21 protein-coding genes and 1 pseudogene are annotated in these 25,493 nt (G+C 72.6%); 3 read left to right on the forward strand and 19 right to left on the reverse strand.

The window, feature by feature from the left end:
* Positions 1-17 precede the first annotated feature (17 nt).
* The 3 genes from ID574_RS62465 to ID574_RS32195 are packed head-to-tail and all read left to right on the forward strand — an operon-like array spanning position 18 to position 1,388.
* Entirely contained in the window at positions 18-143 is a 126-nt protein-coding gene (locus tag ID574_RS62465) for a hypothetical protein (RefSeq protein ID WP_336245581.1), read from the forward strand.
* Positions 136-507 (forward strand): cupin domain-containing protein, encoded by a 372-nt coding sequence (locus tag ID574_RS32190; protein WP_223167285.1) that lies wholly within the window; start codon positions 136-138, stop codon positions 505-507. The genes ID574_RS62465 and ID574_RS32190 overlap by 8 nt, the downstream gene beginning before the upstream one ends.
* The gene (locus ID574_RS32195) at positions 504-1,388 is read left to right on the forward strand and encodes an aldo/keto reductase (RefSeq protein WP_188192765.1); all 885 of its coding nucleotides are present in this window, start codon (positions 504-506) and stop codon (positions 1,386-1,388) included. Before ID574_RS32190 ends, ID574_RS32195 begins: the two co-directional genes overlap by 4 nt.
* A gap of 97 nt (positions 1,389-1,485) precedes the next feature.
* Here ID574_RS32195 and ID574_RS32200 read toward each other — a convergent pair whose 3' ends face one another.
* The 19 genes and pseudogenes from ID574_RS32200 to rsmH all read right to left on the reverse strand — a co-directional run bounded on the left by ID574_RS32200 (position 1,486) and on the right by rsmH (position 25,479).
* Entirely contained in the window at positions 1,486-1,893 is a 408-nt protein-coding gene (locus ID574_RS32200) for an STAS domain-containing protein (protein WP_223167286.1), read from the reverse strand.
* Between the two features lie 69 nt (positions 1,894-1,962).
* Positions 1,963-2,505 (reverse strand): ATP-binding protein, encoded by a 543-nt coding sequence (locus tag ID574_RS32205; protein ID WP_188192767.1) that lies wholly within the window; start codon positions 2,503-2,505, stop codon positions 1,963-1,965.
* A gap of 429 nt (positions 2,506-2,934) precedes the next feature.
* On the reverse strand, positions 2,935-5,241 hold the full coding sequence (locus ID574_RS32210; RefSeq protein ID WP_188192768.1) for a hypothetical protein: 2,307 nt from the start codon (positions 5,239-5,241) through the stop codon (positions 2,935-2,937).
* A 41-nt stretch (positions 5,242-5,282) separates the two neighbouring features.
* On the reverse strand, positions 5,283-6,152 hold the full coding sequence (locus tag ID574_RS32215; protein ID WP_188192769.1) for a DivIVA domain-containing protein: 870 nt from the start codon (positions 6,150-6,152) through the stop codon (positions 5,283-5,285).
* 107 nt (positions 6,153-6,259) lie between these two features.
* Positions 6,260-6,547 carry a YggT family protein gene (locus ID574_RS32220; protein WP_188192770.1) on the reverse strand — a complete coding sequence of 96 codons (288 nt, stop codon included), beginning with the start codon at positions 6,545-6,547 and terminating at the stop codon, positions 6,260-6,262.
* Positions 6,548-6,627: 80 nt separating this feature from the next.
* Positions 6,628-7,128 (reverse strand): cell division protein SepF, encoded by a 501-nt coding sequence (locus ID574_RS32225; protein WP_188192771.1) that lies wholly within the window; start codon positions 7,126-7,128, stop codon positions 6,628-6,630.
* A 140-nt stretch (positions 7,129-7,268) separates the two neighbouring features.
* Positions 7,269-7,961 (reverse strand): YggS family pyridoxal phosphate-dependent enzyme, encoded by a 693-nt coding sequence (locus ID574_RS32230; RefSeq protein ID WP_188192772.1) that lies wholly within the window; start codon positions 7,959-7,961, stop codon positions 7,269-7,271.
* Positions 7,962-8,059: 98 nt separating this feature from the next.
* Positions 8,060-9,523, reverse strand: a complete 1,464-nt coding sequence (gene ftsZ / locus ID574_RS32235; protein WP_188192773.1) for a cell division protein FtsZ — start codon at positions 9,521-9,523, stop codon at positions 8,060-8,062.
* A 334-nt stretch (positions 9,524-9,857) separates the two neighbouring features.
* On the reverse strand, positions 9,858-10,523 hold the full coding sequence (locus tag ID574_RS32240) for a cell division protein FtsQ/DivIB (protein ID WP_188192774.1): 666 nt from the start codon (positions 10,521-10,523) through the stop codon (positions 9,858-9,860).
* Between the two features lie 639 nt (positions 10,524-11,162).
* The gene (murC, locus tag ID574_RS32245) at positions 11,163-12,560 is read right to left on the reverse strand and encodes a UDP-N-acetylmuramate--L-alanine ligase (RefSeq protein WP_188192775.1); all 1,398 of its coding nucleotides are present in this window, start codon (positions 12,558-12,560) and stop codon (positions 11,163-11,165) included.
* On the reverse strand, positions 12,557-13,633 hold the full coding sequence (murG, locus tag ID574_RS32250; RefSeq protein WP_188192776.1) for an undecaprenyldiphospho-muramoylpentapeptide beta-N-acetylglucosaminyltransferase: 1,077 nt from the start codon (positions 13,631-13,633) through the stop codon (positions 12,557-12,559). Before murG ends, murC begins: the two co-directional genes overlap by 4 nt.
* A 12-nt stretch (positions 13,634-13,645) precedes the next feature.
* Positions 13,646-14,932, reverse strand: a complete 1,287-nt coding sequence (ftsW, locus tag ID574_RS32255; protein ID WP_188192777.1) for a putative lipid II flippase FtsW — start codon at positions 14,930-14,932, stop codon at positions 13,646-13,648.
* Positions 14,916-16,292, reverse strand: a complete 1,377-nt coding sequence (gene murD / locus ID574_RS32260) for a UDP-N-acetylmuramoyl-L-alanine--D-glutamate ligase (protein ID WP_188193113.1) — start codon at positions 16,290-16,292, stop codon at positions 14,916-14,918. The genes ftsW and murD overlap by 17 nt, the downstream gene beginning before the upstream one ends.
* A complete protein-coding gene (gene mraY / locus ID574_RS32265) occupies positions 16,292-17,347 on the reverse strand; it encodes a phospho-N-acetylmuramoyl-pentapeptide-transferase (RefSeq protein WP_188192778.1) in 1,056 nt (351 codons plus the stop codon). Before mraY ends, murD begins: the two co-directional genes overlap by 1 nt.
* Before the next feature lie 935 nt (positions 17,348-18,282).
* A pseudogene (locus ID574_RS32270) lies at positions 18,283-19,512 on the reverse strand (UDP-N-acetylmuramoyl-tripeptide--D-alanyl-D-alanine ligase); the annotation flags it as partial.
* On the reverse strand, positions 19,512-21,050 hold the full coding sequence (locus tag ID574_RS32275; protein WP_188192779.1) for a UDP-N-acetylmuramoyl-L-alanyl-D-glutamate--2,6-diaminopimelate ligase: 1,539 nt from the start codon (positions 21,048-21,050) through the stop codon (positions 19,512-19,514). The pseudogene ID574_RS32270 and the gene ID574_RS32275, both read right to left, overlap by 1 nt.
* A gap of 40 nt (positions 21,051-21,090) precedes the next feature.
* Complete coding sequence (locus ID574_RS32280) at positions 21,091-23,277, reverse strand: peptidoglycan D,D-transpeptidase FtsI family protein (RefSeq protein ID WP_223167287.1); 2,187 nt, start codon at positions 23,275-23,277, stop codon at positions 21,091-21,093.
* 710 nt (positions 23,278-23,987) lie between these two features.
* On the reverse strand, positions 23,988-24,524 hold the full coding sequence (locus ID574_RS32285) for a hypothetical protein (protein WP_188192780.1): 537 nt from the start codon (positions 24,522-24,524) through the stop codon (positions 23,988-23,990).
* Complete coding sequence (rsmH, locus tag ID574_RS32290; RefSeq protein ID WP_188192781.1) at positions 24,514-25,479, reverse strand: 16S rRNA (cytosine(1402)-N(4))-methyltransferase RsmH; 966 nt, start codon at positions 25,477-25,479, stop codon at positions 24,514-24,516. The genes ID574_RS32285 and rsmH overlap by 11 nt, the downstream gene beginning before the upstream one ends.
* Between the last annotated feature and the right edge of the window lie 14 nt (positions 25,480-25,493).

Below are 25,493 nucleotides of genomic sequence, written 5' to 3' on the forward strand. Positions count from 1 at the left end.
CCCGCATCACCTCCGTCCTGGTCGGCGCCTCCAGCCCGGAACAACTGGAGGCCAACGTGGCCGCCGTGGACCGCCTCGACTTCACCGACGAGGAGCTGACCGCCATCGACCAAGCCGCCAAGGAGGCTGACGTCCATGCGTAGGAGCACGCTGGCGGACATGGGCGGCGGAGTGTCGCTGCCCGGGTTCCGCGTGGCGTCGGGCGGGGTCTCGACGCTCCCGCCCGGCCAGGTGAGCCACGCCTCGGGCCGCCACACCCACCCCGATCCGGAGATCTTCCTCATCCTCTCCGGCACCGGGAAGATCCATATCGACGGGGAGGTCTCGGAGCGGCCAACGCCTGGGCCCGAGAGCGGCAGCCTGCGTGACCAGCGAGGGCCAAGTGAGCGCCACCATGAGTACGACTTCGCCGCGGGAGACGTGCTCATCGTGGAGGCCGGCGAGGACCACCACCTGGAGGCCGTGTCCGAGGTCGTCACCGTCTGGCTGCACCTGGAGCCAGTGTGACCCGCGCCGTCGCCCTCCCCCGGGTGGGTCTCGGCGGGGGCCCGCTCGGCAACTACCTCCACCCGGTCTCCGACGCGCAGGCCGAGGCGGTGATGGACACGGCATGGGGGGCCGGGGTCCGCTACTTCGACACCGCCCCCTTCTACGGGCTGGGCCTGTCGGAGCAGCGCATGGGCCGGGCGCTGCGCGGGCGGCCCCGGTCGGAGTTCATTCTGTCGACCAAGGTCGGCCGCGTGGTGCGGCCGGGCCCCGGCGACAACGGCGGCTTCGCCGTGCCCGGCGACCGGCACATCGAGTGGGACTTCAGCCGCGACGGGGTCCTGCGCAGCGTCTCGGAGTCCCTCGACCGGCTGGGCCTCGACCGGGTGGACATCCTCTTCATCCACGACCCCGACCGCCACTGGCCGCAGGCGCTCGACGAGGCCTATGCGGCGCTGGCGGAGCTGCGTTCGCAGGGGGTGGTGCGCTGGATCGGGGTGGGCATGAACCAGTCCCCCATGCTGGTGGACTTCGTCAAGCACACGGACCTCGACCTGCTGCTGGCCGCCAACCAGGTCACGCTCCTGCGCCGCACGGCCTTCGCCGAGCTGCTCCCGCTCTGCCTGGATCGCGGCATCCCGGTCATCGCCGCCAGTCTGTTCCACCGCGGCGTGCTGGCCACTGACCGGCCGCCCGAGGACGCGCCCGCCGAGGCGCACACGTATGCCGCGGCCTGCGTCCGCCACGGCGTCCCCTTGCCGGCCGCGGCGCTCCAGTTCCCGCTACGCCACCCGGCCGTGACCACTGTCCTCGTCGGCGCCCACGCCCCCGGGCACGTCACCGCCAACCTTCAGTCCCTGGCCCACCCGATCCCGGGCGCCCTCTGGGACGAGCTGTCCTGAGCGCTCGGCCCGTGACGGTGAGCGTGTGAAGGAACCCGCCGGCGCCGGCCCCACCTCGGGACTTTGTCGGCGCCGCGGCGCCCACAAGTCGTGCAGATCACTTGCCGCGGGTCGCCAGGACGGCGGTGATGGCCTCCTCCACGGTGGCGTGCATGGGGACCTGCCGGTCCACGCCGGTGATGGTGAGCAGGCGCGCGGGTGCTCCCTGGGCGGCGGCCAGGTGCAGGCCGACGCCGTCGGCGCCGCACTCCTGGGCGCAGAGCAGCAGGGCGCGTAGCCCGGAGCTGTCCAGGAAGGTCAGTTCGGCGAGGTCGAACACCATGTGGTCGCCAGGCCTGCGGATGCGCTCGATGTAGTCGGCCAGCTGGGCGCTGTTGGTGCGATCGACCTCGCCGGCGACGGCGATCACGCTCATGCCGGGAAGATGCTGATGCGTCAGAGTCACCAACGCGGTCACCGCCCTCGCCGGGCGATGCGAAGGCTGTTGTCGCCCGAAGACGCCCATGCACGCACCCTAAGCCCACTGTGTCGATACCGATACCCGCTGCGATGCCACACGCTCGCACGTCGCTGCTCAGGCGGCAGACTGTGTCTCCTGACCTCCGCGCGTGACGCGCCGGTCCAGCCCTACACCGTTCGCCGAGCAGAGGCGCATGTGCATGCGCAACAGCGACCCCGTGTCCGTCCGCACCACGGTGACCTCGTCACACAGATGCTGGATCACCCACAGGCCGAACCCATGGGAGCCGGTCGGGTCGACTCGGGCGGAGGCCACCTGCTCGGCCGTCAGCCGGCCGGCGACGTCGGCTACCTCCACGGTGAACCCTCCGGAGTGGCCGCGGGCGGTGATCAGCCCTGCCGCGCCGCCATGGTCCAGCACATTGGTGACGGCCTCGTTGACCGCCAGCACCAGGTCCTCCAGCCGCTCACCACGCAGCCCGCCACGTTCACCGTGGATCCGCACCAGATCCCGGATGTGCCCCAGGTCGGTGCTGACAGGACAGCACAGCTCGAAATCCACATTCATCATCACGCCACCCGCTGGGGTCGGGAATATCGATAAGCGGGCCTTCTTCAGCTTTCCCACCAGCAGATCATCAAACAATCTTCCCGCCACACACGCACCACCAACAGCTCCCACGTGTCGTTCTACCAGCGAGAACCCCGCCGTCCGCGACTTGGAGCACCAGCCCTCCCGGCACCGCCCGCCCGTCCCTCATCGCCGGCAAGCCACACCCCTGCCCGCTCCTCTGCCCCTGTCCGAGCCGCAGAGGCTCCGACGGTCAAGGACGGCCCGCACGGGGCTGAGGGGTGCGCCGCGCAGCCCTTTGACGGTGCTCAGACCCATGACGGCCGCTTCCTGGGAGGTTGCGCAAACCGGCCCAGACGCCGCCCGGGCGGGACAACCACCCCGGGATGCCGCCCTCGCAGGACAACCACCCCGGGACACCGCCGTCGCAGGACAACCACCCCGGACTCGGGCCGAGGGCCTGTGGCCGTCCGCGGCGGGCGCACGGAACGCGTTGCCCGGCCGGAAGCGTTCGTCTCAGCCGACCGTCTCGCGGTCGTGCTGGCAGACCGAGCAGCTCGTCAACCCGGCCGCCTCAGCCGCGGCGATCGTCATCGTCTCCACGCCGCTCTCGCCCGCGCCCTTGATCAGCGGGCAGGCGGTGCTGTGGTAGCGGCGGGTGCCGACGATGACCTTCACGATGCCGGGACGCTCACCCTTGGTCCCCGCACCGGTGGACTTGGTGCCGGTGGGCTCGTCGCCCCCCTTCGACACCTCGGTCTTCGGGGCCGCGCCGGGCGCCTCGCCCTTCGGACCTGCGCCGGGCGCTTCACGCTTCGGGCCAACGCCGGGCGCGACCGGCCCGGAGCCGGTGCCGGATGTTCCCGATCTGGCAGCCGTGCCCGTACCGGATCCCGGCCTGGGAGCCGTGCCCGTACCGGACGGCCGGTCCGGCGAGGGCCTTCCGGGGGCGCCGGGCCCCGTGGGCAGCGGCCCCTTGGGCTTGGCCTGCGACTCGGCCGAGGATGCGGGGCGTTCCAGCACCACTTCCTCCTCCGGCTTCACCGCCGCGAACGTCGTGGGCGCTCCGGAGGGACGCTGGGGCGGCACGGCGGACCCACCCGACGCCCCCGGACCCCCTGGGCGGGACGGCACCGCGGAAGAGGGCACGCGCGGCTGCGGAGCTGTGCTCGGGCCGGAGGCGTCGTCCTCGTCGGCGGCGCTCACGCCCTGCCCCGGCCCACCCGACGGCCCTGGCCGACCAGAGGCGGCGGGCCGATCTGAAGCAGGAGGCCGAGCAGACGCGGCGGGCCGACCGGAGGCGGCAGGACGGCCGGAGGCGGCAGGACGATCGGATGCGGCGGACCTGCCGGACTGCGCGGGTCTCCCCGAAGTGCCGGTGGGCGACTCGCCGGACTCGCCCTCGCTCGCGCCGGGCCTCCCGGCGGGCGTCGCGGACTTGGACGCCGACGGTCCGGACGTGCCGGTGGACGTCTCAGCCCGATCCGCGGCCGGGCTTCCCGGCTGCCCGGTGCGGCCGGCAGCAGGTCGGCCCTGGCCGCCGGCCGGCCTGGCCTGACCGCCGGTCGGCGCGCTCTGCCCGGGCCTGCGCAAGGACGGCTCGGTCACGCCCTCGGAGGCCGCGCCGCCCTGTCCGGGCCGATCCAGGGAAGGGTCGGTCTCGTCCGAGGACGAGGAGGAAGCGGATGTCGCGCTCTTGCCTGTGGGGGTCGCGCCCGTGCCTCCGGAAGGCCCGCTCTTGCCCGTGGGGGTCGCGCCCGCGCCTGTGGAAGGCCCGGCCTTGCCGGCGGCGGGCTCTGTCTTGCCCTGGGAAGGCTCGCCAGTGGGCGGAGCAGCGGTCTCGTCCTCCGGCCGGGAGCGCTCACCGGCGGGTCGGGAGGTCTTACCGGACGGCTCCGAGGTCTTGCCCGGGGGCGGCGTCGTGCCTGCCCCCTGCGACGGCTCGCCGGCCGGCGGCCGGCCCGGTGCGCTCGACGGCGACGGCGCCGATTCGGACCTGAGCGCGTACGGCGGCGGCCGGAAAATGGAAGTCTGTGTCTCCCCCTGCTCGTCCTCCGATTCGGGGACGGCGGCGGAGGGGGCCTTGGCCTGGCCGGTTGCTGCAGTGGCCGGCCGGCCGAACCACCCGGTGGCGCCTTCCTCGTGGGCGGCGGACTCCGGGCTGGGGGTGGAAGCCTCGGTGTCGGGCTTCGGCAGGGCGACCGGCGGACGTACGTCGCGGGTCTCCGCGGAGGTCTCCGCCCGGCTCTCCGCGGCGAACGCGGAGCCGGGTGCCGCAGCGGGCTCGGGGTCGGCGGCAGGCGGCAGCTGCCGTCCGCCGAGCGCTGCGTCAGGAAGACACGTCGTGCAGGGCGTGAAGCCCTCCTCGCGTGCCTCCTCGTAAGTGAGCTCCTCGTGCTCCCTGCCGGCCAGCTGCCGGCAGCCGGCCACGTGGTAGCGCTTGCGTCCGGGGATCACCAGCACGATCGCGTCCGGCGCGACGCCGCCTGCCGGGGGGCGGCGCGGGGCGGTGACGGCAGGTGCGGTCACCGTCCGCTGCGGCGGATGCGGACGCGTCTGGGGTGGGGGCTGGTGAGCCACAGGACCGGTCTGGTTGTACGGCAAGCCGGGCGGCATGAGCCCTGCCGGAGGGGTGGCCGGCGCAGCGGCCCGCCCACCGGGGAACAGCTCGTGACGCCGCAGGAAAGCCCCGATCACCAGGAACAGCGCGGACAGGACGCTGACCACGATGGACCACATGATCAGGAACGGCTTCGCCAGTACGAAGCCCGCGATCAGCAGCACGACCGCCGCGAGCACCAAACCAGCACTGATAAGGATCACAGAGGGCTCTTTCGAGTGACAGGTCCTAGTGACCCGTTACTTTACCGGCGGTCGTTGTGCGAACCGTCACCGCCGGGGAAGGCGCCCTGCGGACCCTCGCCGCCGAACGGGTTGGGGCTGCCGGGCAGAGGCTGCTGACCGCCCTGGACGGCGTGCGACATGGCGGGAGCCTGACCCTGCGGGCCACCGGACATGACCGGGAACCCACCGCTGCCCTCGGCGGACACGTTGAGCTCGGCCAGCTGGTTCTCCAGGTAGAGCTTGAGCCTGCTGCGGTATTCGCGCTCGAAGCTGCGCAGCTCCTCGACCTTGCGCTCGAGCTCGTCGCGGGTCTGCACCAGCGAGCCCATCGCCTGGCGGTGGCGCTCCTGCGCGTCGCGCTCGAGCGTCTCGGCGCGGGCGCGGGCGTCGCCGATGACCTGCTCGGCCTGGCGGCGCGCCTTGGTGAGGATCTCGTCGGCCTCGCGGCGGGCGCGGGTGACCGTCTCGTCCGCCTCCCGGCGGGCGTCGGCGATCGCCTGGTCGGCGGTCTGCTGGGCGAGCGCGAGCACGCGGGCCGCGGTGTCCATGTTGTCCTCGGCGGGAGGCATGTTCATGGCCACGGGGACCGGCTGCTGCACCGGCGGCGGCTCGGGTGCCCGCATGGGCTCCGGCTGCGGCGGCGCCATCATCTCGGGCTTGGGCTGCTCCTGGACCGGGGCGGAGGCCATGGGCATGTTCATGCCGCCCGGCACCTTCCCGCGCAGGCACTCGGCCAGCTTGGCGCGGAGCTCTTCGTTCTCTTGGATCAGACGGTCGAGCTCAGCCTCCACCTCGTCGAGGAAGGCGTCGACCTCTTCCTCGTCGTAGCCCGGTCGCAACCGGGTGGTACTGAACTGCTTGTTCCGCACATCAGCGGGCGTCAGCGGCATTTTTTGGTCTCCTTGGCGCGCTTTGGAGTCTGTCCGGAGGGACGGTAATCCGAATCACTTCAGCGCGGACACGAGTTGGATCACGACCGGCGCCCCACCGTGCCCGGTCATCGCAGCACCCCTGCGATCTGGATCAAGATCAGGACCACGATGAACAGGACAGTGAAGCTTAGGTCAAAGGCCACCGTACCCAACCGGAGCGGAGGAATGAAACGGCGGAGGAACTTGAGTGGTGGGTCTGTTGCGGTGTATGTGGCCTCCGCCAGCACCAGGATGACGCCCGAAGGGCTCCACTGGCGGGCGAACGCCTGCACCGTCTCAAAGATCATCCTGCCGATGAGCAGCACCAAGTAGAGAGACAGGACAACGACCAAGATCTGACCGACGATCGCCACGGCCCGGCCACGCCTCCACTTCTGATGAGCCCTCCCGGTCTCGGCGAGACCTGGTTGGGTGCGATAGACATACAGAGACTCTAACTCTGATTGAAGAACCCGCGTTCCGCGATTCGGGCCTTGTCCTCGGCAGTCACCTCGACATTGGCAGGGGACAACAGGAACACCTTGTTGGTAACACGTTCGATGCTGCCGTGTAGGCCAAAGACGAGACCTGCCGCGAAATCGACAAGCCGCTTGGCGTCGCTGTCAACCATCTCTGTCAGATTCATGATGACCGGGGTGCCGTCGCGGAAGTGCTCTCCGATGGTGCGAGCCTCGTTGTACGTGCGAGGGTGGAGCGTGGTGATGCGGGCCAGATCGGTCGTCCGCCGCTCCAGGATCGTCGTGGCGGGCCTGGGCGCGGGCACCGCGGAGTCGGGCTCGTCGTCGCGGTCCTGGACCGCGACGGGGCGTTCCTCGCCGGTCCGCTGCACCTCGTCCTCGTAGGCGTAGTCGTCCGGGTAGGTGTCGTATCTCTCGTAGCGGTCGTCCTCCACGAGACCGAGGTAGACCGCCATCTTGCGCATCGCGCCGGCCATCGCTACGTCGTCCTCCTGCTCATGGTCGCCCTCGCTCGGGGCCCGGCGCCGGGCTCCGAGGCGGTGGCCGTACCCCCTTGGAGCTCACCGCCGATCGACCTCTACCTGATCATGGGCCTGGAGACCCACTTGAGGGGACATTACCTGACGAAGGGCTTGCGACCACCGAGCAACGCCGTACCGACCCGTACGTGTGTCGCACCATACGCGATCGCCTCCGTCAAGTCCTCACTCATCCCGGCGGAGACCATCGTGGCACGGGGGTGCTGCTCCTGCAGGCGCGTGGCGATGTCGCGGAGCCTGGCGAACGCCTTGGCGGGGTCCTCGCCCAGCGGCGCCACCGCCATGACGCCGCCCAGCCACACGCCCTCGGCGAGCGCCACCTCGTCGGCGAGCTCGAGCACGTCGGCGGGCCGCGCGCCGCCCCTGGCCGGGTCGTCGTCCAGCGCCACCTGCACCAGGCAGCCGACCTTGCGGCCCTGGCGGACCGCCTCCCTGCTGATCGCCTCCACCAGCCGGAGGCGGTCGACGGAGTGGATCACGTCGGCGTACCCGACGACGGAGCGGACTTTGTTGGTCTGGAGCTGGCCGACGAAGTGCCAGGTAAGCGGGAGCCCGGCAAGCTCGCGGGCCTTGGGGGCGGCCTCCTGGTCGCGGTTCTCGCCGATGTCGCGCACGCCCAGCTCGGCCAGGATCCGCACGTCCTCGGCGGGTCTGGTCTTGGTGACGGCGATCAGCGTGACCTCGCCGCGGTCGCGGCCGACTGCGTGACAGGCGGCCGTGATGCGCGCGTCGACCTCGGCGAGCCCGGCCGCGATCTCGTCCCTTCTCACGTGACTCCCCTCTCGATACCGGCGTTCCCGCCACAGCCCCCGGCGCACATGACGGCGCCGCTCCCGTGACCGTGGGGGAGCGGCGTGGGACGCCCGTGCTACTTGAGGAAGTCGGGAACGTCGAGCTCCTCTTCCTGCTCCTCGAAGACCACGCGGGGACGTTTGGTCGGCTCCGACATGCGGGAGGTGATGGGCGTGGGCGGGTTGGCGGGCTCGGGAGCGGGCCGGGGGATCGAGACGGGGCCGGACGGCTCGTCGGCCACGCGCTCGTCGTCCCGCTCGGCGGCGGCCTGCACCGGCTCCACGGAACGCACCGGCTCGGGACGGGGCTCGGGCCTGAACTCGGCCCGCGGCTCCGGACGGATCTCGGCCCGCGGCTCCGGCCTGAACTCCGCACGCGGCTCAGGACGGGGCTCAGGGCGCGGCTCGGGCCGGAAGTCGGGGCGGGGCTCGGAACGCACCTCAGCGCGCGGCTCAGGGCGCAGTGCGGGCTGCTCGGGCTTCACACTGGGCGACTGCGGGACGTTCGGCCGCACGGGCGAGGACACCGGCGGCGCGGGCGCCTGCGCCGCGGGACGGCTCACGGGCCGCGGCACCTCCTTCGCCGACGGGCCGGGCACGTCGTCGAAACCGGCCGCGATCACCGTCACGCGCACCTCGTCGCCGAGCGCGTCGTCGATGACCGTGCCGAAGATGATGTTGGCGTCGGGCGCGGCGGCCATGGAGACGAGCTGGGCCGCCTCGTTGATCTCGAACAGGCCGAGGTCGGAGCCGCCCGCGATGGACAGCAGCACGCCGTGGGCGCCGTCGATGCTGGCCTCCAGCAGCGGGCTGGAGACCGCCATCTCGGCGGCCGCCACAGAACGGTCGTCGCCGCGGGCGTGGCCGATGCCCATGAGCGCCGAGCCGGCGCCGGACATGACCGACTTGACGTCGGCGAAGTCGAGATTGATCAGACCGGGAGTGGTGATGAGGTCGGTGATGCCCTGGACACCGGACAGCAGCACCTGGTCGGCCGCCTTGAAGGCGTCGAGCACGCTCACCTGCCGGTCGGAGATCGACAGCAGCCGGTCGTTCGGGATCACGATCAGCGTGTCGACCTCGTCGCGCAGCGTCTCGATGCCCGCCTCGGCCTGCATGGCCCTGCGGCGGCCCTCGAAGCTGAACGGCCTGGTCACGACACCGATGGTGAGCGCGCCGAGCGACCTGGCGATGTTGGCGACCACCGGCGCGCCGCCGGTGCCGGTGCCGCCGCCCTCGCCCGCCGTGACGAAGACCATGTCGGCCCCCTTGAGGACCTCCTCGATCTCCTCACGGTGGTCCTCGGCCGCCTTGCGCCCGACGTCGGGGTTGGCGCCCGCGCCCAGTCCGCGCGTGAGCTCACGGCCCACGTCGAGTTTCACATCGGCGTCACTCATCAGCAGCGCCTGGGCGTCGGTGTTGATGGCGATGAACTCGACGCCCTTGAGTCCCTCCTCGATCATCCGGTTGACGGCGTTCACTCCGCCGCCGCCGATGCCGACGACCTTGATGACCGCGAGGTAGTTCTGCGGTGCTGCCACGACGAGGGGCCTTTCCGCTCGTTGACTTGCCATTTCGGTGCGGATTGTCTCCGCTTTTTGTCAGTTCGGGTAACTCTCAACCTCAGGTTGAGATTTAGATTTATGTCAACCTGAGGATTGATACGGACAGTAGGAGTCCCCTGCCTGGCGGGTCAACTAACCTCGCCGCAAGCACGTCCGGCGTGTCGCGGGCTGTCCGTTTCGCTCCGAAGTCGCGCCTGGTCGGGGCACTCCAATGCCCACCTCCGACTTTAGGCTCTCACGCCGCGACCCCCACCTCGCACAGGCTCGGCGATGCCCTTGCCGCGGACTTGCCAGACCCTGACACTCTTGATCACTTCAGGGTCACCACGTCCGGGGAGCTGACGTCGTACACATTGGCCTTCTCCCGTTTGAGCAGTGAGGCCAGAATGCGGCCCTTCTCCTCCGGGCGGTCGGGCCCGCCCCAGACGACGCTGCGGCCGTCGGAAAGCAGCAGGGTGACGCCCTCGGCCGTGCCCGCGCGCACTTCTCTGACCTTGGGGGCAACCTCGTCCGGAAGCGCCTGGATGACCTGCAGGGCCGCCATCATGGCCGGGTCGCCCGAGGCGGGGCGGTCGACCTTGAGCAGCGGCAGCATGGGCGGCAGCGCGGACTTGAGCTCGATCACCACGCCCTGTTTGTCCACGATCGCTACCTTGTCCCCCGCCGGGACGGCGGCGACGGGCTCGCGCTCGACCACCTCGATCTTGAGCGTGCCCGGCCAGACGCGGTCCACCTTGGCGGAGGCCAGCTGCCTGATGCCGAGGACCCGGGTCTGGACGTCGGCGAGGTTGACGGTGGCGAGCGGGTGCAGATCCGCCACCCCGGCCTGCTGCTTGATGCGTTCGCTCGGAACTGTGAGATTTCCCACGATCTCGATCGAGCGCACGCCCAGGACGGGTGAGAAGAACACCAGCCATGCGGCTGTGCCCACCACCCCGGCCGTGAGCAACACCAGGAACGCCGTCCGCGCCTTCATCGCCCTCCCATGCTTCGGCACAGAACCTACGCCGACGCGCGGCCCCACACCGCGCGCCACGCCCAACCGACCGCCCGGCCCGGCCCGGCCCGCCGCCCGGCCCGGCCCGCTCACGAGCCTCCGCCCCTCTCCCGCCGTCCGGGGCTCGGGCCCCTTCGGGAAGAGGAGCGGCCGTCCCTCCTCCACACCACCCGGCATCCGCCACGACACCCGGCTTCCCGCCCCAAGGGACTCGGCCACGGTCGCCGGGGGGCACACCACCCACGTCCAGCGACGCGGCCCCGACGAGGCGCGACGCCACCCTGCACCCGGCGCCACACTCCGCCGGTCCGGGGCCCCTCCTATTCACGCGCCTCCGCCGCTCTCCCACCGTCCAGGGCTGAGGTCCTTCGAGGGAAGAGAGGCGGATCCGCCGTCCGGGACTGAGATCCTTCGCGGGAAGAGAGGCGGATCGGGCCCAATTGCCGCTGGACGAACGCCGACCGCAGGACCAGGCGCCCTCCTCTCCCCCAAGGACCCCGGTCAGGACGATGGGACGCCGCCGGGCAGCGACCCGCCCTCCCGCAGAGGCCGGGAAAGGCCCGGCCCTCGCGGCCGGGCGGAGACTCGCCCACGAGCCGAGGTGGCGCCGCCCGGGAGTCAGGACAGGCGGGCCACGATCTGCGGGCCGAGCTCCGTGATGTCGCCCGCGCCCATCGTGAGCACGATGTCGCCGGGCCGCACCCGCTCGGCCACCAGCGCCGGCACCGAGCCCCGATCCGGCGCGTACGAGACCCGCTCGGGCGGCAGCGGCACCCGCGAGGCCACCATCGCCCCGGACACCCCCGGCTCCGGGTCCTCCCTGGCGCCGTAGACGTCGAGCACGATGACCTCGTCGGCGAGCGCGAGCGCCGCCCCGAACTCGTCGGCGAAGAACCGGGTGCGCGAGTAGAGGTGCGGCTGGAAGATCGCGATGACCCGCCCGGTGCCGGAGTAGGAGGCCACCACATCGCGGGCGGCCTTCAGGTCCGCGGCCAGCTCGGTCGGGTGGTGGGCGTAGCTGTCGAACACCGCGACGCCGCCCGCCTCGCCCTTGGCCTCGAAGCGCCGCTTGGCCCCCGTGAAGGCCCCCAGGCCCTCTCTGATCTCCTCGAACGGCAACCCCAGCTCGTCGGCCACGGCGAGCGCCGCCGTGGCGTTGAGCGCGTTGTGCGCGCCCGGGACGGCCAGCCGCACGTCCCCCCTGCCCTCGATCTCGAACACGGTCCCGAACCCGTCGGGCCGGACGCCGCTCACGCGGTAGTCCTCGCCCGTCGCGCCGTAGGTCTTGACCCGCAGCCCGCGCGCCCGCGCCTTGCGGGCCAGCTCCGCGGCGCCGGGGTCGTCGGCGCAGGCGATGAGCAGCGAGCCGACCCGGTCGGCGAACCTGGCGAAGCTGTCGTGCACGGCCCGGGGGTCGCCGTAGTTGTCGAGGTGGTCGGCCTCGACGTTGGTCACGACGGCGATGTCGGGGGCGAGCATGAGGAAGGACCCGTCGCTCTCGTCGGCCTCCGCCACGAACACGCTGCCCTGGCCGTCGTCGGCGCCGAGCCCCGTGGTGACGAGCTGGCCGCCCACGCAATAGGACGGGTCGGCGCCGCACTTCTGCAGCGCCACCGTCAGCATCGACGTCGTGGTGGTCTTGCCGTGGGTGCCCGCGATGGCCACGGCGGTGCGCCCGACCATGACGGAGGCCAGGGCGGCCGCCCGCGGGATGATCCGCAACCCCTGCTTGAGCGCCTCGCCGAGCTCGGGGTTGGAGTCGCGGATGGCGGTCGAGACCACCACGGTGTCGACGTCCCTGATGTGGGAGGCGGCGTGCCCGATGTGGATGATGGCGCCCAGCTCGCGCAGCTCGGTGATCAGCTCGGAGCTGCGGGCGTCGCTGCCCGACACCCGCACGCCGCGCTTGAGCAGGATGCGGGCGATGCCGGACATGCCCGCGCCGCCGATGCCGATGAAGTGCACCCGCCCCAGATCTTCGGGGCGGACGGGATCGACCAGCTTGACGAGACTCATCGGGCTATCTCCAACACTTTCCTGGCGAGCATGATATCGGCGTCCTTGCGGCCCAGCCGGGAGGCGGCCTCCGACATGGCCGCGACCCGCTCGGGGTCGTGGAGGAGGGGCAGCACGTTGTGGATGATCCAATCGGGTGACAGCTCGGCGTCGTCGACCATCAGGCCGCCGCCGCCGCGGACGATGCGTTCGGCGTTGATGCGCTGCTCGCCGTTGCCGTGCGGCAGCGGCACGTACGCCGCCGGCAGCCCCACCGCGGTCAGCTCGGCGCACGTCAGCGCGCCGCTGCGACACAGCACCAGGTCGGCGGCCGCGTAGGCGAGGTCCATGCGGTCGACGTAGGGCAGCAGGACGTATTGCGGGTCGCCGGGCGGCGGCTCGTGGTCGACGGTGTTCTTCGGGCCCAGCACGTGCAGCACCTGAACGCCCGCGCGGCGCAGCACCGGCGCGGCGGCGAGCGCGGCCTGGTTGAGCGACCTGGCGCCCTGCGAGCCGCCGAAGACCAGCAGCGTGGGCCGGTCGTTCTCCAGGCCGAACCAGGAGCGGGCCTTGTCGCCGGTCGACAGCCGGTCGAGGTTGACGATGTCGCGGCGCAGCGGGGTGCCGATGAACTCGGCATGGGGCAGCGCGGCGTCGGGGAAGCCGGTGAAGACGTGCTCAGTGAGCCGGGCGCCCAGCCGATTGGCCAGACCGGGGCGCGGGTTGGCCTCGTGGACCACGATCGGCAGGCCGCGCCGCTTGGCCGCCAGGTAGGCGGGCGTCGCGACGTAGCCGCCGAAGCCGACGAGGATGTCGGCCTTGACCCGGTCGAGAACGCCGGACGTGGCGTTGATCGCCCCGGCCAGCCGCCCCGGCATGGTGAGCAGGCTCGGAGTGATCGCCCTTGGCAGCGGCACGGCCGGCACCAGCTCCAGCTCGTAGCCCCTGGCGGGCACGAGCCGCGTCTCCAGACCGCGCTCGGTGCCCACGCAGGTGATGCCGATGCCCCGGTCAAGATGGCGCAGCGCGTCCGCAAGGGCGAGCGCGGGCTCGATGTGCCCGGCCGTCCCCCCACCGGCGAGGACCACCCTCATGTCGGTCACTCCCTAACGTGTCACTCGGCCTCTGGTCGTGCCTCCCAGGCCAAGCCAGCTTAGGGCCCGGGCGGCGGGTCCGGGGCCACGGGCCGCCAAGGCCTCCCGCGCTCCCGGCTCGCGCTTGGCGAACGACAGCAGCATGCCGAGCGCGGCGAGGGTGGGCAGCAGCGCGGAGCCGCCGTACGAGACCAGCGGCAGCGGGATGCCGGTGATGGGCAGGACGCCGATCACCGCCCCCATGTTGACGGTGGCCTGCCCGACGATCCAGGCCACCATGGCGGCGGCCGCCAGCCGGATGAAGGCGTCGTTGACCCGTACGGCGACGCGCAGCCCCGCGTACCCGAGCAGCCCGAAGAGCATCACCACCATCAGCGTGCCCATCAGGCCGAGCTCCTCGCCCAGGATGGCGAAGATGAAGTCGCTTTCGCCGTGCGGCAGCCAGCTCCACTTCTGCCGGCTGGCGCCGAGCCCGAGCCCGAACCAGCCGCCCGAGCCCATCGCGATCTGCCCCTGCACGGCCTGGTATCCACCGTCCTGCGCGTCGGCCCACGGGTTGAGGAAGGCGCCGATGCGCTTCATGCGGTACGGCTCCACCTTGATCATGATGACCGCGGCCAGCACCGCCAGCGCCATGAGGCCGCCGAACAACTTGATCGGCGCGCCGACCACCCACAGCAGCGCCAGGAAGATCATGAACAGCACCAGCGTGGTGCCCAGGTCGCGGCCCAGCATGACGAGCACGGCCAGGATCGCGGTGCCCGGCATGAGCGGGATCAGCATCTGCCGCCACTCGATCCGGCCCTGCCGCGCCCGCCTGGCCAGCAGGTCGGCGCCCCACAGCACGAGCCCGAGCTTGGCCGGCTCGGACGGCTGGATCGTCAGCCCGCCGGGCAGGTAGATCCACCGCTGCGCGCCCAGCTCTTCCGAGCCGATGAACAGCACCATGACCAGCCCGATGATCGACAGCACCATCATCGGGTAGCCGACCCAGCGGAAGAACTTCACCGGCAGACGCGAGCAGGCGTACATCACCGGCACGCCGATCGCGGCCGACAGCGACTGCTTGATGAACCACGAGAACGGGCTGCCGGTCTTCTGCAGCGCCTCGACGCTGGAGGCCGACAGCACCATCATCAGGCCCAGAGCGAGCAGCAGCGCGCTGCACATGATGATCAGGTAGTAGGTGGTCAGCGGCTTGTCGAGCAGCTCCTTCAGCGCGGCGAGCTGCTCGCGGGCCCAGCTGCCGGGCCCCTCCGCCGCGGCCGGCCGCCCGCGTTCGTCAGCGGTTGTGCTCACGTCGCCGCCTCAGCTCGCGTACGGCACGCGCGAAGGCCTCCCCTCGCGCGGGATAGCCGGGAAACATGTCGAGGGAGGCCGCCGACGGGGAGAGCAGCACGGTGTCGCCCGGCGAGGCCAGGCGGGCGGCTTCTGTGACGACTTTTTCCATCGCACCAGTGTCCCGATCTGCGATGTCCACGACGGGGACATTCGGGGCGTGTCGCGCGATGGCTTCGGCGATCAGCGCACGATCGGCGCCGAGCAGCACCGCGCCGCGCAACCGGGGGGCCGCGCGGCGGACCAGGTCGTCCACGTCCGCGCCCTTGAGCTGCCCGCCCGCGACCCACACGATCGACGGGTACGACGCCAGCGCCGCGGCGGCCGCGTGCGGGTTGGTCGCCTTGGAGTCGTCGACGTAGTCGACCTCGCCGATCCGGTCGACGTGGGACAGGCGGTGCGGGTCGGGCACGAAGTCGCGCAGGCCGCGCGCCACGGCCTCGGACGGCACCCCGAACGAGCGGGCCAGGGCGGCCGCGGCCAGCGCGTTGGCCACGTTGTGCGGCGCGAACGGCCGCACGTCCTCCAGCGTCGCCAGCTCCTCGGCCGCCTCCACCGGGTCGGCCACGAACGCCCGGTCGATCAGCAGGTCCTCGACGACGCCGATCTCGCCGCGCTTGGGCACCCGCAGCGTGAACCCGACGGCGCCGGGGTAGGGCGCGGCCAGCCGGGTCGCCTCCGGGTCGTCGGCATTGAAGATCACGGTGCCGGCGCGTTCGAAGATGCGGCCCTTCGCGGCGGCGTACTCCTCCATGGAGCCGTGCCAGTCGAGGTGGTCGGGGGCCACGTTCAGGATGGCCGCGGCGTGCGGGGCGAGCGTGCTCGACCAGTGCAACTGGAAGCTGGACAGCTCGACGGCCAGCACGTCGTACGGCTCCCGCACGGCGCGCACCACGGGGACGCCCACGTTGCCCACGGCCAGGGCCTTGTGCCCGGCGGCCTGCAGGATCGCGGTGAGCATGCGCACGGCGGTGGTCTTGCCGTTGGTGCCCGTCAGCGCCAGCCACGGGGCGGCCTGGGGCGGACGCAGCCGCCAGGCCAGCTCCACCTCACCCACGACCTCGACCTCGGCCTCCGCGGCGGCGGCGATGAGCGGGTGGTGCGGCGCCCAGCCCGTGGTGACGAGCCGCGCGGCGCCCTCGGGCAGCGCCATCTCCCCGAACCTGGTCTCGACGCCGAGCCTGGCCAGCTCGGCCGCGGCGGCGAGCTGCCGCTCGCCCCGCGTGGACTCCACGACGACGACCCGCTCGCCGCGCTCGGCCAGCACCCGGGCCACGGCGGTGCCCGAGACGCCGAGCCCGGCGACGCAGGTGACGCCCATCACCTCGGCATCCACTCGACGTAGAACAGGCCGATCCCGAGCGCCGCGCAGAGCATCGCGATCAGCCAGAAGCGGACCACGATCGTGGTCTCCGCCCAGCCCTTCAGCTCGAAGTGGTGCTGCAGCGGCGCCATCCTGAACACCCGTTTGCCGGTCATCTTGAAGAACCCGACCTGGATGATCACCGACGCCGTGATCATCACGCACAGCCCGGCGAGGATGATCAGCAGCAGCTGGGTGCGGGTGGCGATCGCCAGGCCGGCCAGCACGCCGCCCAGGGCCAGCGAGCCGGTGTCGCCCATGAAGATCTTGGCGGGCGGGGCGTTCCACCACAGGAACCCGATGAGCGACCCGAGCACGGCGGAGGCGACCACGGCGAGGTCGAGCGGGTCGCGTACCCAGTAGCAGTTGGGGCCGAGCTGGTCGATGCAGTTGTTGCGCAGCTGCCAGTTGCCGATCAGCACGTACGCGCCCAGCACCACCCCGGCCGCGCCGCTGGCCAGACCGTCCAGGCCGTCGGTGAGGTTGACCGCGTTGGAGAAGCCGACGATCAGGATGAGGACCCAGATGGTGAACCCGGCGAGGCCGATGGACGGGCCGATGTCGCGAAGGAACGACAGGCGGGTCTCGGCGGGGGTGATGCCGTAGACGTTCGGCTGGCGTACCACCAGGAACGCGAAGACGGCGCCGACGATGAGCTGGCCGAGCGCCTTGGCGCCGCTGCGGAGGCCGAGGCTGCGCTGCTTGTAGATCTTGATGAAGTCGTCCAGGAACCCGACCGCGCCGAGCCCCGTCATCAGGAACAGCACGAGCATGCCCGACACGGTCGGCGGCGAGATCGTGGCCATGTGGGAGGCCCCGTAGGCGAACAGGGAGGCCAGCACGAACACCGTGCCGCCCATGGTGGGAGTGCCGCGTTTGCCGTGGTGGGCCTGCACGCCCTCCTCGCGGATCTGCTGGCCGTAGCCACGCCGCGAGAACAGTCTGATCGCCAGCGGGGTGCCCAGCATCGACAGGATCAGGCCCACCGCGCCGGCGATGACGATGTTGATCACTGGGCGGCACCCCCGAGCAGCAGCTCGGCCGTCCGTTCCAGGCCCATCGCCCGCGGGCCCTTGATCAGCACCGCGTCACCCGGGCGCAGCCACGCGCTGAGCTCGGCCGCCGCCGCCTCGGCGTCGGGCACGTGCACGATCCGCATCGCGCCACCCGTCCCGGGCGGCCCTCCGGCCGCACCACCCCCGACGGGAGCACCGCTTCCGGGAGCACCGCCCGCAGGCGGCTGCCATCCTCGCGGCACGCCCCCCTGCTGCGGCCCTTGCCACCCGTGCGACGACCCTGCGGCCTCGGAACCCTGCGCGCCGCCCTGCGGCACACCACCGCCGTGAGGCCCCTGCCGGCCGGGCTGAGGACCTCCCTGAGCCGCGGCGGCTCCGTGCCGACCCGGCACCGCGCCGCCCTGCTCCGGCACCTGCCCACCGCCGACGTCAGGGCCGCGGCGACCGGAGTGCGGCGCGCCCCCGTCCTGAGGCAGGCCCTGGTGAGGGACGGACGCCTGGGGGCCGGTCGGCGGCGGCGCCGGCGGAAGCCCGCCGTCGGCCGGCCGAGCGCCGGAGCCGGGCTGCGGCGCCCCTTGCTCCGGCACCTGCCAACCATGCGCGGCACCGCCCTCCGGGCCCTGCCCGCCGGGCTGAGGGCCGCCCTGGCCCACGGCCGGTCCGTGCCGACCCGGCACTCCGCCGCCCTGCTCCTGGGCGTCATGGGGCGCGCCCTGGAACGGGCCGGGCGGCTGAGGGCCGGTGCCGGGCTGCGGCGTGCCCTGTTCGTGCCGGCTCTCGGCGCCGCCCTGGAGCGGGCCGGGGGTGCCGGGCGGCGGGGCCGCCGGTGAGGGCGCAGCGGGCGTCTGAGGGCCGGAGACCGGGACGCCCGGGCCGGGAGGCGGGGTGGCGGGAGCGTGGGGGACGCCGGGGGCGCCTGCGGCGGCCGCTTGAGCGGCGGCGTGGGCGCCCTCCAGGACGGGGCCGGCGTCCGGACCGGCGACGATGAGGCCGGCCAGCCCGGACCCGCCCGCCAGCCGGCCGAGCTCGGCGTTCAGCGCGGGCCCCTCGTCGCCGAGCTCCCGCAGCGCAGCGATGACGGCGAACCGCCGCCGGCCCCGCCCCAGCACCGCGAACGTCTCGAAGGCGGCCCGCATCGAGTCGGGATTGGCGTTGTACGCGTCGTTGACGACCGTCACCCCGTCGGCCCGGTCGGTGACCTCCATCCGCCACCGGCTGCGCGGCGTGGCCGCCGACAGCTCCGCGGCGATGGTGGCGACGGGCAGCCCGAGCTCGTATCCGGCCGCGGCCGCCGCCAGCGCGTTCTCGACCATGTGCGCCCCGTACAGCTGCAGCGACACGTGCGCGGTCCCCGAAGGGGTGCGCAGCGTGAAGGCGGCCCGCCCGCGGGCGTCCACCACGACCTCTTCGGCCCGGATCGCCGCGTCCTCGCCGCGCCCGAAGTACGTGACCCGCGCGTCGGTCCGCGAGGCCATCTCCCGCACGTACGGGTCGTCGGCGTTGAGCACCGCCACCCCGGACCGCGGCAGCGCCTCCACCAGCTCGCCCTTGGCCTTGGCGATGGCCTCCTTGCCGCCGAACACGCCGAGGTGCGCGGTGCCGACGTTGAGCACCACGCCGATCCTGGGCGGCGCGATGCGGGTCAGGTCCTTGATGTGGCCGAGGTTGCGCGCGGCCAGCTCCAGCACCATGAACCGGGTGTCGGTGTCCGCGCGTAGCACGGTCAGAGGGTGTCCGAGTTCGTTGTTGTAGCTGCCGACCGGGGCGATCGTGGGGCCGATCCGGCCGGTGAGCCTTGCCAGGAGGTCCTTGGTGCTGGTCTTGCCCGCCGAGCCGGTCACGCCGATCACGGTGACGTCGGGCAGCGCGGCCACCTGGGCGGCGGCCAGTTCGGCGAGGGCGACGGCGGCGTCGGGCACGATCACGGCGGGCGCGTCGACCGGCCGGGTGGCCAGGACGGCGACGGCTCCGGAGCGTACGGCCTGCGCGGCGTAGTCGTGGCCGTCGACCCGCGCGCCCCTGAAGGCGACGAACAGCGATCCCGGTTCGACGGCCCGCGAGTCGATCACGACGGGCCCGCGCACCACCGCGCGGGGATCGGCCATGCCCGACAGGGCGCCCGAGGTTATCTCGGCGATCCTGGCCAGAGGCAACGGGATCATCAGTGCTTCCTGCTTTCCGTGCTTTCCATACGTGCGTCGATCGCCTCGGCGACCACCTCGCGGTCGTCGAAGGGGATCACCTCGCCTGAAACGTACTGGCCCTGCTCGTGACCCTTGCCTGCCACGACGACCACGTCGCCGCGCCCGGCCCGGGCGATCGCCAGGCCGATGGCGGCCGCGCGGTCGGGCTCAATGATCACATGAGCGCGGTCGTGCTGCGGAACGCGGAGCGCTCCCTCCATCATCGTCGCGAGGATGGCGAGCGGATCCTCGGAACGGGGATTGTCGCTCGTGAAAATTGCCACATCCGCCAGCTGCGCGGCGATCTCACCCATGATGGGCCTTTTGCCCTTATCGCGGTCGCCCCCGCAGCCCAGCACGATGGTGAGCCGGCCGGCGGTGACGGCCCGCAGCGACCGCAGCACCGACTCCACGGCGCCCGGTTTGTGGGAGTAGTCGACGATCGCCTGGAACTCGTCCTCGGCGGCCGTGACCCGCTGCATGCGCCCGGGCACGCCGGTGAGCGTGCCGACGCCGTGCACGGCGGTCTGGAGCGGCACCCCGGCCTCGACCAGGGTGACGATGGCGCCCAGCGCGTTGGCGACGTTGAACGGCCCCGGCAGCGCGATCTGGGCGTCGGCCTCGACGCCGCCCGGGCCCACCACGCGGAACGCGCTGCCGTCCGCGCCGAGCCTGACCTCCAGCGCCCGCCAGGCGGCCTCCGGGTCGCCCTGGGCGGAGAACGTGGTCATCGGCACCTTCGCCAGGTGCAGCAGCTCGCGGCCGTGGAGGTCGTCGAGGTTGGTCACGCCGACGCGGCTCAACTCCGGCTGGAACAGCCGCACCTTGGTCGCGAAGTAGTCGTCGAAGTCCTTGTGGAAGTCGAGGTGGTCCTGGGAGAGGTTGGTGAAGAGAGCCACGTCGTAGTAGACGCCGTCAACCCTGCCGAGGGCGAGCGCGTGGCTGGAGACCTCCATGGCGGCCGCGGTGACGCCCTCCTCCCTCATGAGGGCGAACAGCCCGTGCAGCACCGACGCCTCGGGCGTGGTGAGCGTCGGCTGGAAGCGCAGCCCGGCCGCGCGGATCTCGACGCCGCCCACCAGGCCCGTCGTGTGACCGGCCGCCCGCAGGCCCGCCTCCAGCATGAACGTGGTGGTGGACTTGCCGCTGGTGCCGGTCACCCCGAGGATCTGGATGTCATGGGCCGGCTGGCCGTAGACCCAGGAGGAGATCTGCCCGAGCAGGGCGCGCGGGTCCGGCACGATCAGCACGGGCAGCCCGGTGGCGACGGCCGCGTCGCGCCCCTCCCTGTCGGTGAGGACGGCCACCGCGCCGCGGGCCATCGCCTCGGCGGAGAAGGCGGCGCCGTGGACGCGGTTGCCCGGCAGGGCAACGTAGAGATCTCCGCGCCTGACGTCGCGGGAGTCGATGGTGACGCCGGTCAGCGCGGCATGGGGCGACCGCGACGTGCCCGAATCGGCATCGAGCATGGTCGCGAGCCCGGTCAGGGGCCGGGGCGGGCTGGTCGTGGGACGCATAGACGACGGGGGACGCACGGCGAGAGCGTACCTTCCCTGGTCACTGTCCCGCGCGCGTACGCACCGGCGGCGCGGCGGAGCCTGTGGGAGGAATCTTCTTGCTCTTGATGGCGAACGTCATCACATCCTTGAAGACCGGGGCCGCCAACTGCCCGCCGAAGTGCCCGTTCTTCGGGTTCTGCAGCACCGACAGCACCACCAGCCTGGGCTTGTCCGCCGGGCTGAACCCGGCGAACGAGGCGGTGTAGCCCTCGTAACGGCCGAGTTCGGCATCGTAGCGGTTGGCCGTGCCCGTCTTGCCCGCCACCCGGTAACCGGGGATGGCGGCGAGCCGGCCGGTGCCCTCCTCGCCCACCGCGCTCTCCAGCATCGTCGTGATCTCCCTGGCCGTCGTCTCACTCACCACCCTGCTCTGCTTACCTGCGGGAGCGGGCACGAACCTGCCGGAGGAATCCGTGGTGCCGGCCACGATCTGCGGCTCGATCTTGACGCCGCCGTTCGCGATGGTCTGATACACGCTGGCCATCTGCAGCGCCGTCACCGACACGCCCTGGCCGTAGGCGACGGTGCAGCTCTGGCTGCCGGACCACTTGCGGTAGTCGGGCAGCAGGCCCGCCTCGGCGCCGGGCACGCCGCCGCCCGGCGCGGTGCCGAACCCGAACGCCTTCAGCATGGAGTAGAGGCGCTCGCTCCCGACCTTGCGCGCGGCCATGATCGTGGCCACGTTGCTGGACTGGGCCATCGCCTGCCGGAAGGTCATCTGCTCGGACGCGTGCGCGTGGGCGTCCTTCAGCACCTGGTCGGCGCACCTGATGCGGTCGGGCACCTGGAACACCGTGTCGGGGGTCACGGCGCGGGCCTCGAGCGCGGCGGCCGCGGTGATCACCTTGTTGGTGCTGCCGGGCTCGAACACGTCGGCGGCCGCCTTGTTGACGTATCCGGACTCGGGGGCCTTGCGCCAGTTGTTCAGATCGAGCTCCGGGGCATTGGCCATGGCGATGATCTGGGCGGTCTGCACATCCATGACGATCACCGTGCCGCTGTCCGCCCCGGACTTCCGGACCTGCTCGCCGATCGACTTCTGGGCCGCCCACTGGATGTCGCGGTCGATGGTCAGCCGCACGTCCCGGCCGTCCACGGGGGCGGTGCGCTGGCTGCTCGTCATCGGGATGCGCTGGCCGTCGCGGCCGGTCTCGACGCGTTGCTTGCCGTCGCGGCCGGCCAGGAGGGAGTTCCTGGCCTGCTCGATGCCGGCCAGGCCCTTGCCCTCGTCCCCGACGAACCCGATGAGGCTGCCCGCCAGGTCGCCGGCCGGGTAGAGCCTGCGGTAGGTCCTCTTGGAGGTGAGCGCGGGCACGCCGGCCTGCATCAGGCGGGTGGCCACGACCGGATCGACGTCCCTGGCCAGGAGCTGGTAGCGGGTGTCGGTCCTGGCCAGCTTGGCGGTGATCTCCTGCTCGGTCTTGCCCAGCTGCCCGGCCAGGGTCGTGGCGACCTTCGCGCGGACGCTGGGGTCGACCTTGGAGGGGTCGATGGCCAGCTCGCGGGCCTCGACGGTCACGGCGAGCTCGTGGCCGTTGACGTCGGTGATGGAGCCGCGCTTGGCGGGGATGGTCTCGGTGTGGCGGCGCTGGTCCACGGCCGCGGCCTCGTACACCTTGGAGTCCAGGCCCTGCATCTGGATCAGCCGGCCCGCGAAGATCGACAGCACGAACGTCATGCCGATGAGGCCGATGTTGATGCGCCTGCGCGGGCTGCCCAGCCGCAGCACCAGCGGCGGCTTGGGCGGGCGCGGCGGCGTGGGGGGCCGCCGCGGTCCCCTGGGCGGCGGCACGTCTCCGCCGCGGCGCCCCGCCACCCGCTCACGGCCCCGCACCGCCTCGGACCGGGAGTCCCCGGCCTGTGTACGGCGCAACGGCCCGTCCTCCTGCCGCCCGCGGCCCCGCAGGTCCTCCTCCTGCCTGGCACGGCCCCGCGGGTCGTCGTCCCGCCTGCTGCGCTGCCTCGGGTCGTCGTCCTGCCGCCCCCGCTCGCGCGGGTGATCCTCCTGCCGGGTCCGGCCGCGCGGGTCGTCCTCCCCACGGGTCCGGCCGCGCACGTCGGCCTCGCGGCGCGTCCGGCCGCGCGGATCGTCGTCTCGTCCCTGGACGCGCCCTTTGAGCCGGTCGCCGTCGTCCCGTCCCGGCGAGGGACGTCCACGGTCGCCGTCGCCACGGTCCGGCGCCACACGGCCCCTGGGCCGGTCACCACCCGCAGCGCCCCTAGGGCGGCCGGCATCGTCACGCCCGGGACGCGCGCCACCCCTCGGACGGTCGGCGTCGTCACGCCCGGGACGCGCACCACCCCTCGGACGGTCGGCGTCGTCACGCCCGGGACGCGCACCGCCGTCACGACCCGCGCCCGCGGCGCCCCTGGAACGGTCGGTATCGTCGCGCCCCGGGGAGAGCCGCCCCCGGGGGCGGCCGCCTCCGTCGCGTTCCTGGGAGGCGCGGCCCCTGCGGCGATCGTCTTCGTCCCGTGGGCCCCTCTGCCGGGTACGCGCGCCCTCGTCGCCCGACCGCCCTCGCGGACCGTCGCCCCGCGAGCGGGCGCGCTCGTCGCCCTCACGGGCACGGTCCACCCCGTCCCGTGAGCGGGCGGAGTCACCGGGGCGCCCCTGGCGAGGCCGGTCGTCGCCGGAGGAATCCTGAGGCGGACGGCCGCGGAAGGCGTCGTCGCGCCCGAACGGCAGGTCCAGGGGATCGGGCCGCTTGCGCGGCTGGCGCGGCGGATCGTCCGGCGACGCCGGGCGGCCCGCCCCCTCTGAACGGGCAGAGCCCCCCTGGCGCCCTGCCCGTCCCGGTCCGCCCGGCGTACGACGAACGGCGCCAGGCCCTCCTTGAGAGCCGGCGCCGCCAGCGCCGCGGCCGGGACCCTGCCCCCTGCCGCCTGAGTCCCTCACCGCTCCGTGTCCACCTGACCGGCCCGGTCGCCCGCGGTGCTCCAGCCGTTGACGTTGCCCCAGTCGGGGGCGTAGCCCTGCTTCTCGGCGTCGTCGGCGACGGCGCCGGGCTGCGTGTCGAGCTGGTATTTCAGCTGCAGCCGCTCGTTCTCCTGCCGGGCCACCGAGATCTCGTCGCGCAGGGTCGCGTCGGTGATGGCGTCCTGGGCCAGCATGGTGTTGAGCAGCAGCAGGCTGACCAGGCCGCCGGACATCAGCCCGACGACGAGCAGCACGAACGGCGTGCGCTGGCGGCGCGCGGGACGCCGCCGCGGCACGGCGCGACGCGCGGCGGCCCGCGCGTCCTCCGCACCCGCTCGCGTGCCGGTCTCCGGCCGCGTGACCGTCGCCGCGCGCTTCCCTTCGACGTCGGGGCGCCCGTCGGGCCGGGGCCGCGGCTTGGGCTGGTGCGGCGCCGTGTGCCGCCGCGTGCCCGTCTTCGGCATCGCGCGGCGAAGGGGCGCCTGCCGCCCGATCTCCTGCTCAGTCGTCAACACGGATCCTCTCTGCCGCCCGTAGCCGGGCCGAGGCCGCCCGCGGGTTGCGGGCGAGCTCTTCTTCGCTTGGGAGCTCTGCTCCCCTCGTCAGGAGGCGGAACCGCGGCTGGTGAGCCGGCAGCGGGACGGGCAGTCCGGGGGGGCTGGTGTCCCTGGTTCGCGCCGTGAGGGCCTGCTTGGTGAGCCGGTCCTCGAGTGAGTGGTACGAGAGCACGACGACTCGCCCACCCAGCGCCAGCGCGTCGAGTGCCGCGGGGAGCGCCGCCTCCAGGGCGGACAGCTCCGCGTTCACCTCGATGCGCAGCGCCTGGAAAGTCCTCTTGGCGGGGTTTCCCCCGGTGCGCCGGGTAGCGGCGGGAATCGCCTCGCGGACGATGTCCGCCAGCCGCTTGGTCGAGGTTATGGCCTCTTTGGCGCGTTCTTTGACGATCAGGTTCGCGACACGCGGAGCGAATCGTTCTTCGCCGTAGTCGCGCAGGATGCGCGTCAGGTCCGCGGCGGAGTAGGTGTTGACCACCGTCTCCGCCGTCAGCTCCTGCTGCGTGTCCATCCGCATGTCGAGAGGCGCGTCATAGGAATAGGCGAACCCGCGCTCCGCCTCGTCGAGCTGCGGCGAGGAGACCCCCAGGTCGAACAGCACTCCGTTGACCGTGGTGCGCCCCGTGCGGGCGAGCACCTCGGCCAGGTCGCCGGAGGAGGCGTGGACCAGGGTGATCCTTTCTGCGTACGGGCTCAACCTGCGCGTGGAGTGTTCGATCGCGAAGGGATCGCGGTCGATCCCGATCAGGTGCAGCGCCGGGTAGGCGGCGAGCAGGGCCTCCGAGTGGCCACCGAGGCCGAGGTTGGCGTCGACGACGACCGGCTCGGGACCGGTCAGCGCGGGGCCGAGGAGTTCCAGAACGCGCTCGAGCATCACCGGAACGTGACCGCCCGTGCCGACGTTGTCGCCCATCTCCAACCCCCCTC

Origin of the sequence: Nonomuraea sp. SYSU D8015, assembly GCF_008065375.1 — a bacterium.
Lineage (GTDB): Bacteria > Actinomycetota > Actinomycetes > Streptosporangiales > Streptosporangiaceae > Nonomuraea.

Coding starts and splice junctions, on each gene's coding strand:
- ID574_RS32190 (WP_223167285.1), top strand. CDS start 136: ATGCGTAGGAGCACGCTGGCGGACATGGGCGGCGGAGTGTCGCTGCCC.
- ID574_RS32200 (WP_223167286.1), bottom strand. CDS start 1,893: ATGGGCGTCTTCGGGCGACAACAGCCTTCGCATCGCCCGGCGAGGGCG.
- ID574_RS32215 (WP_188192769.1), bottom strand. CDS start 6,152: ATGCCGCTGACGCCCGCTGATGTGCGGAACAAGCAGTTCAGTACCACC.
- ID574_RS32225 (WP_188192771.1), bottom strand. CDS start 7,128: ATGGCCGGCGCGATGCGCAAGATGGCGGTCTACCTCGGTCTCGTGGAG.
- ID574_RS32240 (WP_188192774.1), bottom strand. CDS start 10,523: ATGAAGGCGCGGACGGCGTTCCTGGTGTTGCTCACGGCCGGGGTGGTG.
- murC (WP_188192775.1), bottom strand. CDS start 12,560: ATGAGTCTCGTCAAGCTGGTCGATCCCGTCCGCCCCGAAGATCTGGGG.
- murG (WP_188192776.1), bottom strand. CDS start 13,633: ATGAGGGTGGTCCTCGCCGGTGGGGGGACGGCCGGGCACATCGAGCCC.
- murD (WP_188193113.1), bottom strand. CDS start 16,292: ATGGGCGTCACCTGCGTCGCCGGGCTCGGCGTCTCGGGCACCGCCGTG.
- ID574_RS32275 (WP_188192779.1), bottom strand. CDS start 21,050: ATGCGTCCCACGACCAGCCCGCCCCGGCCCCTGACCGGGCTCGCGACC.
- rsmH (WP_188192781.1), bottom strand. CDS start 25,479: ATGGGCGACAACGTCGGCACGGGCGGTCACGTTCCGGTGATGCTCGAG.